The organism is Streptomyces sp. NRRL S-244, from assembly GCF_000717915.1.
Lineage (GTDB): Bacteria > Actinomycetota > Actinomycetes > Streptomycetales > Streptomycetaceae > Streptomyces.
In genome coordinates this window covers 50,818-57,200 of record NZ_JOCX01000032.1, presented here as the reverse complement: position 1 = coordinate 57,200, position 6,383 = coordinate 50,818, and the positions used below count along the sequence as shown (strand labels likewise).

Sequence of the window (6,383 nt, the reverse complement as noted above, 5' to 3'; positions counted from 1 at the left end):
GTTCGGCGGGGGCCGGCGGGGCGGTGGGGTCCGGTTCCGCCGCGGCCGGTTCGGCGGGGGCGAAGACGCGGGGGTCGTTACGGGTCTGGAAGTCCCGGTCCGAGGCGGTCAGGGCGACCCGTACCGCCGTGCCCTGGACCGCCTCGGCCACGTACGCCGTCCACGCGCGGCCGTCGCAGACCAGTGCGACGGCCCCGGAGTCGCGCAGGATGTGCCCGATCTCACCCGATTTGTACATGGGGTTGAGCGGCACGACCACCGCCCCGGCCTTCCACGCGGCCAGGACGGCGAGCACGAAGTGCGGGGTGTTCTGGAGCATGACGGCGACCCGGTCCCCGCGGCCGATGCCGTGCGCGGCGAGGTGGCCGGCGACGGAGTCGGAGAGCGCGTCGGTCTCCGCGTAGCCGATGCGGCCGTCGAAGTAGGCCAGCGCGGTGCGCCCGGGGGCCCGGGCGACGGCGTCGCGGAAGGCGTGCAGCAGGCTCGGCGGCGGCGAGACGGGGGCGCGCTGGGCCGGGCTGAGCAGTCCCAGCCACGGCTTGGCGGCGTAGCGGGAGGGCGGGTCCGGCCGCGTCACCTGGTCTCCCACTTCTGCTGGATGTGGTTCATGCCGGTGAGCCAGCGGTCCGGTTCGGTGGCGCGGGCGGCGTAGTAGTCCGCGACCTCGGGGTGCGGGAGGATCAAGAACCGGCCCTTCTCCATGCCGTCGAACAGTGCGTCCGCAACCGCTTCCGGCTCGATCGCGGTCGGCGCGAGGACGAGTTCGCCCGCCGAGCCCGCGGCCGTCAGCATGTCGGTGCGGACCCCTTGCGGGCAGATGGCGTGGACCTGGACGCCGCGGTGGCGGTAGGTCAGCGAGAGCCACTCCGCGAAGGCGAGCGCACCGTGCTTGGTGACACTGTACGGCGCCGCCCCGATCATGGTCAGCAGCCCTGCGGCCGAGACGGTGGACACGAAGCGCCCGCTCCCGCGCTCCAGCCAGTCCGGCAGCAGCAGCCGGGCCGCGCGGACGTGCGCCATGACGTTGGTGTCCCAAGCCGCCTCCCACACGGCCTCGTCGGCGAACGCGTCGCCGCCCGAGCCGAGTCCGGCGTTCGCGCAGTAGACGTCCACCCCGCCGCCGAGGGCCTCGCGGGCCTCGGCCACGACGGTCGAGGCGTCGCCCGGGACCGCTATCGCCCGGGCCCCGATCTCGCCCGCCACGGCGGCGGCCTTGGCGGCGTCGAGGTCGTTGACCACCACCGTGGCCCCCTCGTCGGCGAAGCGGCGGGCGAGGGCGGCGCCGATGCCGCCGCCCGCTCCGGTGACGACGACTCGCTGGTCCTGGTACGCGCTCACGGGATCACCCTTCATGGCGTTCATGGCATTCATGGCGTTCATGGCGTTCATGGCCGGATGCCGGGCAGACTAACCGGTCGGTATGTCGGGGTGGAAGAGGGGCGACGCCTAGCGTGGCCGGATGACGCTGTCGCGACGGGGGCTGCTGGGACTGGCGGGAACGACGGGGGCCTTGGGGGCGGTGGGTGCAACGCCGGGCCGGGCTCCGGACCGGGCTCCGGACCGGGCGGACACGGCCGCCGAGCGGGTGCGCACCGGCTTCGAACAACTCGCCGCGGACGGCTACGAGGTGCTCGCCGGACAGCGGGTCGGGGTCGTCACCAACCCCACCGGGATCACCGCCGACGCCCGCCACCTGGTCGACGTACTGCACGCGGACGCGCGCGTGCAGCTGGTGGCGGTGTTCGGACCGGAGCACGGGTTCCGCGGCACCGCGCAGGCGGGCGACTCCGAGGCGGCCGGGCGCGATCCGGCGACGGGGCTGCCCGTGTACGACACGTACGGCAAGAGCGGGCAGGCGCTCGCGGACGTGTTCACGGCGGCCGGGATCGACACGGTCGTCTTCGACATCCAGGACGTCGGGGCGCGCTTCTACACCTACATCTGGACCCTGTACGACTGCATGCGCGCGGCCGCGCTGGCCGGCAAGGCGGTGGTCGTTCTGGACCGGCCGAACCCGGTGGGCGGCCGGTGGGCCGCCGGGCCCGTACTGGAGCGCGCGTACGCGAGCGGCGTGGGCCGGGAGCCGATCGCGCTCGCGCACGGGATGACGGTGGCGGAGCTGGCCCTGCTGTTCAACGCGGAGTTCCTGGCGGCGAAGCCGGCCGGCCTGCACACCGTACGCATGACCGGATGGCAGCGGGACTCCTTCTTCGGGGCGACCGGACTGCCCTGGGTGCCGCCGAGCCCGAACGTGCCGACGCCGGACACGGCCCTCGCGTACGCCGGCACCTGCCTGTTCGAGGGCACCAACCTGTCCGAGGGGCGCGGTACGACCACGCCGTTCGAGGTGGTCGGCGCGGAGGGGGTGGACCGGCGGTGGGCGGAGGCGGCGCAGGCGCTGGGGCTGCCCGGGGTGTGGTTCCGGGAGGCCTACTTCACGCCCACCTTCTCGAAGTTCAGCGGGAAGGTGTGCGGCGGAGTCCGGCTGATCGTGCACGACCGGGCGGCCTTCGATCCGGTGCGGGCCGGGATCGGGCTGCTGGTGACCGCGAAGCGGACGTGGAGCGGATTCGCGTGGCGCACGGACCACTGGATCGACCAGCTGACCGGCTCGGACCGGGTCCGGAAGATGGTGGACGCGGGGGCGGGGGTCGAGGAGATCGCGGGCGACTGGGCGGCGGGGCTGGAGCGGTTCGCGGCGGTGCGGGGGCGGTATCTGCTCTATCCGTGAGTCCGCGTGAATCCGCGTGAATCCGTGCGAGTCCCCGTGAGTCCGTGTGGATCCGCGTGAATCCGTGGGTGGCAGGGGTCTGGCCGGGTAGGGGCGGCAGCAGGATGCTGGACGGCACCGGAGAGACGGCGCGGAGGGGGACCTCATGTCGGATGCAACGACGTCGAGCGGCGGGATCGGGGCCGGTCCGTACGCGGAGCTGACCTTCGACGCGGACGGTGACGTGGATCAGGGCACCCAGGATGCGGTGGCCGCCCTGGAGGCCACCGACCTGCTGGTGTTCGCGCACGGCTGGAACAGCGACCGGGCGACCTCGACCCGGCTCTTCGACCGCTTCTACGCACCGTTCCCGGGGCTGGTGGGGCCGGGGGTGCGGCTGGGGTACGTGGGCGTCGTCTGGCCCTCGATCCGGTTCTCGGACGAGCCGATTCCGGACTTCGACCCCCACGGCGCGCTCGCCGAGCCGGGCCACGGGACGGCCTTGGACCCCGCCACGCTGCGGGCGCTCGGGGAGTTCTGGCCGGGGCGGGTGGCGGAGCTGGACCGGGTCGCCGAACTGCTGGAGGACCGGCCGGAGTCGGCGGCGGCGTTCACCGAGTTCGGGGCACTGGTACGGGAGCTGGCGGGCGTGGACGTGGTGGACGCGGGGGATTCGGCGGATGCGGGGAGTGCCGTCGATCCGGCCGCGGCCGTCGCCGCCACCGTCGCTGTCGCCGGGCCGGTCGTACGGGACGTGCCCGACATCTTCGCGCTGGACGTGCTGGAGGTGTGCCGCGCCTTCACCGAGGGGCTGGCCGAGGCGGGCGCGCCGACCGGGGGCGCCGCCGAGCCCGGGTTCTCCGTCGGTGGCGGCCTGCGCGCGCTGTGGAACGGCGCCAAGGAGCTGCTGCGGCAGGCCACCTACTACCAGATGAAGAAGCGGGCCGGAGTGGTCGGCGAGCGCGGCCTCGGCCCGATGCTGGCCGAACTCGCGGGCCGCCGCCCGGCCCTGCGGATCCATCTGATCGGGCACAGCTTCGGGGCCCGGGTGGTGTCCTTCTCGCTGCGCGCGGTGCCGGACGGCGCCCGGTACGTGAAATCCGCGACGCTGCTCCAGGGGGCCTTCTCCCACTACGCCTTCGCCGACCGGCTCCCCCACGACAAGGGCAGCGGCGGCGCCCTGCGCGGGATGCAGCGCCGGGTCGACGGCCCGGTGCTCGCGTGCCACTCCCCGTACGACTCGGCCCTCAAGGTCTTCTACCCGCTGGCCTCCCGGATGGCAGGGGATTCGGCCGGTCTCCTCGGCTTCGACGAGCGGTGGGGCGCGATCGGTCACGACGGGGTGCAGGCGGTGCCGGGCGCGCCGCGGCTCACCCTGGACGCGGCCCTGCGCGCGGGGGTGCCGGAGGCCGGTTGCGTCAGTGTGGACACCGGGTCCGTGGTGCGCCGCGGCGGTCCCCCGTCGGGGGCGCACAGTGACATCTGCCACGAGGAGCTGGCCCGGCTCGTGGTTGCTGCGGGGCGCATGGGGCGCTGACTTCCGGCCATGTGCCACCCGCACGCCTCGACCGCCCCCGCATGCGCCCGCACCTGGCCGGGCATGTTGGGCACATCTCACGGTGCGTCGTCGTTCGACGTAGTACGACGCCCCCCGGTGCGGGCGTGGGCGCGACGGAGGTGAAGGTGTGATGGCGGGATTCCGAAGTCTGGCGTACCAGGTGCGGGACGCGCGCAATGACCGTGCCCTGCGGCGCCATTCGCTGCGCCGCTGCCTGGAGCGGTTCGCTCCGTACGGGCACCGGGCGACGTGGTGGCATCTGTGTGACCGGCACGGGATCGCCCCCGAGGACCGGGCGGCCGATCCGCAGCGGCTGGTGGCGGCGTTGGAGGAGCTGGAGGACGCGCGGGCGGTCTGGTTGGAGTACGAGCGGCAGTTCGCGGAGCGGCGCCGGCGGGAGAAACACCACGGGCTGCGCCGGCCGGAGTGGGCCTGGGGCGGCAGCGGGGATGCGGTGGTGCGGTGCGCCGATCCGGGGGTGCGGCCGGACGGGACGCTGGGCGAGGTGCTGCGGCGGCTGGTCGCGGCGCTGGAGTCGGAGCCGGGGACGGGGTGCCCGGTCTGCGGGGAGCAGGAGCTGCGCTGGGCCGCGCACGGGCCGGGGCAGAGACGGGTGCCCCGCGCGGGGCATCGCACCTGGGAGGGTGCGTGGGCCTGGGACGGTCCGGTGTGTGCGGGCTGCGGGATCGTCGTGCCGAGGCCGGCGCTGGCGGACGCGGTTTCGCTGGCGGACCCGGCTTCGGCGGGGGCGGCATGAGCCTGCGGGGGCTCGGGGCTTCGGGGCCGGATTCGGTGGCGCTGGTTTCAGGGGCGGGGCGGGTTCCGGTGGCGGGACCGGATTCGGCTGCGGTCGTGGTGTCGCTGAACGGGGCGCGTGGTGCCGTCGACGGCGGGGCCGTGCCCCTGTCCCCGCCGGACGTGGTGGAGTCGGCGCTGGCGGCGGTGGCCGCCGGGGCCGGGGAGGTGCTGGTCCATCCGCGGACCCCGTGCGGCCGGGAGAGCCTGTCGCCCCGGGTCGTGGGGCCGCTGCTGGAGGCGATGCGGGGCGCGGGGGTCTCCGTACCGCTTTCGGTGTCCGCGGGGATCGGGGCCGAGCCCGATCCGGCGGGCCGGCTGGAGCGGGTCCGGTCGTGGACGGTGCTGCCGGACCGGGCGGTGGTGCACTTCGCGGAGCCGGGGGCCGAGGAGTTGGCGCAGGCCCTGCTGACGCGGGGCGTGGCCGTGGACGCGGTGGTTCCGCTGGGCGGGGAGGCCGGGGCCGGGTGGGGGGCCGACCCGGGGGCCGACCCGGGGGCCGACCCGGGGGCCGACCCGGGGACCGAGCCGGGGACCGAGCCCGGGCCGTTGGCCCGGTTCCTGGCCTGGCCGGTACGGGATCCGGCGCGGATCCGGCTCGCGGTGGAGCTGGCCGCGGCCGATCCGGCGCTGGTGGCGGGGCTGCGGTGGCTGCCGCCGGTGCCGCTGCTGCTGTTCGGGCGGGAGGCCGCGGCCTGGCCGGTGCTGCGGCTGGCCGCGCGGTGCGGTGCGGGAGCGCGGACCGGCGTGGGCGACGTACTGCACCTGCCGGACGGCCGTCCGGCGCGGTCGAACGCCGAGCTGGTGGCGGCGGCCCGCGAGATTGCAGGTACCGGGGCAGCCGCTACAACCGGGAGCCGGTGAGCTGCTCGCCGAAGACGTCGTCCGGGTTGGACAGGGCGCAGTTCTTCAGCGAGAGGCAGCCGCAGCCGATGCAGTCGGTCAGGTGGTCGCGCAGCCGCGCCAGCTGGGTGATCCGCTGGTCGAGCTCGGCGCGCCAGGCCTCCGAAAGCCGGGCCCAGTCCTCGCGGTTGGGGGTGCGCTCCTCGGGGAGCTGGGCGAGGGCGTCGCGGATGGCGGCGAGCGGGATTCCGACGCGCTGGGCGGCGCGTACGAAGGCCACCCGGCGCAGTGCGTCGCGGCTGTAGCGGCGCTGGTTGCCGGTGGTGCGACGGCTGCTGATCAGGCCCTTGGTCTCGTAGAAGTGCAGCGCGGAGACGGCCGCGCCGCTGCGGGCGGACAGCTGGCCGACGGTGAGCTCGTGGACTTTTTCGGGAATCTGCGGCACGAGGCCGAGGGTAGTCGGCCGGTCCGACATTC

The 6,383-nt window shown here is 75.0% G+C and carries 7 protein-coding genes; 4 read left to right on the top strand and 3 right to left on the bottom strand.

The features are described from left to right. Both IF02_RS0128305 and IF02_RS0128300 read right to left on the bottom strand, forming a co-directional pair. Positions 1-577: AMP-binding protein (locus IF02_RS0128305; protein WP_199809294.1), on the bottom strand; the 577-nt coding region annotated here is incomplete at its 3' end. After that, positions 574-1,371 (bottom strand): SDR family oxidoreductase, encoded by a 798-nt coding sequence (locus IF02_RS0128300; protein WP_234318355.1) that lies wholly within the window; start codon positions 1,369-1,371, stop codon positions 574-576. The genes IF02_RS0128305 and IF02_RS0128300, both read right to left, overlap by 4 nt. 88 nt (positions 1,372-1,459) lie before the next feature. Between IF02_RS0128300 and IF02_RS0128295 the strand changes: the two genes are divergently transcribed. The 4 genes from IF02_RS0128295 (at position 1,460) to IF02_RS0128280 (ending at position 5,927) form a co-directional block, all read left to right on the top strand. Then, positions 1,460-2,731 carry an exo-beta-N-acetylmuramidase NamZ domain-containing protein gene (locus IF02_RS0128295; protein WP_030161839.1) on the top strand — a complete coding sequence of 424 codons (1,272 nt, stop codon included), beginning with the start codon at positions 1,460-1,462 and terminating at the stop codon, positions 2,729-2,731. Between the two features lie 145 nt (positions 2,732-2,876). Continuing rightward, positions 2,877-4,247, top strand: a complete 1,371-nt coding sequence (locus IF02_RS0128290) for a hypothetical protein (RefSeq protein ID WP_030161838.1) — start codon at positions 2,877-2,879, stop codon at positions 4,245-4,247. 151 nt (positions 4,248-4,398) lie between these two features. Next, a complete protein-coding gene (locus tag IF02_RS0128285; RefSeq protein ID WP_030161837.1) occupies positions 4,399-5,025 on the top strand; it encodes a hypothetical protein in 627 nt (208 codons plus the stop codon). Positions 5,026-5,120: 95 nt separating this feature from the next. Continuing rightward, entirely contained in the window at positions 5,121-5,927 is an 807-nt protein-coding gene (locus IF02_RS0128280) for a 3-keto-5-aminohexanoate cleavage protein (protein WP_234318353.1), read from the top strand. Here IF02_RS0128280 and soxR read toward each other — a convergent pair. Then, entirely contained in the window at positions 5,908-6,351 is a 444-nt protein-coding gene (soxR, locus tag IF02_RS0128275; protein ID WP_030161833.1) for a redox-sensitive transcriptional activator SoxR, read from the bottom strand. The genes IF02_RS0128280 and soxR overlap by 20 nt on opposite strands. Positions 6,352-6,383 lie beyond the last annotated feature (32 nt).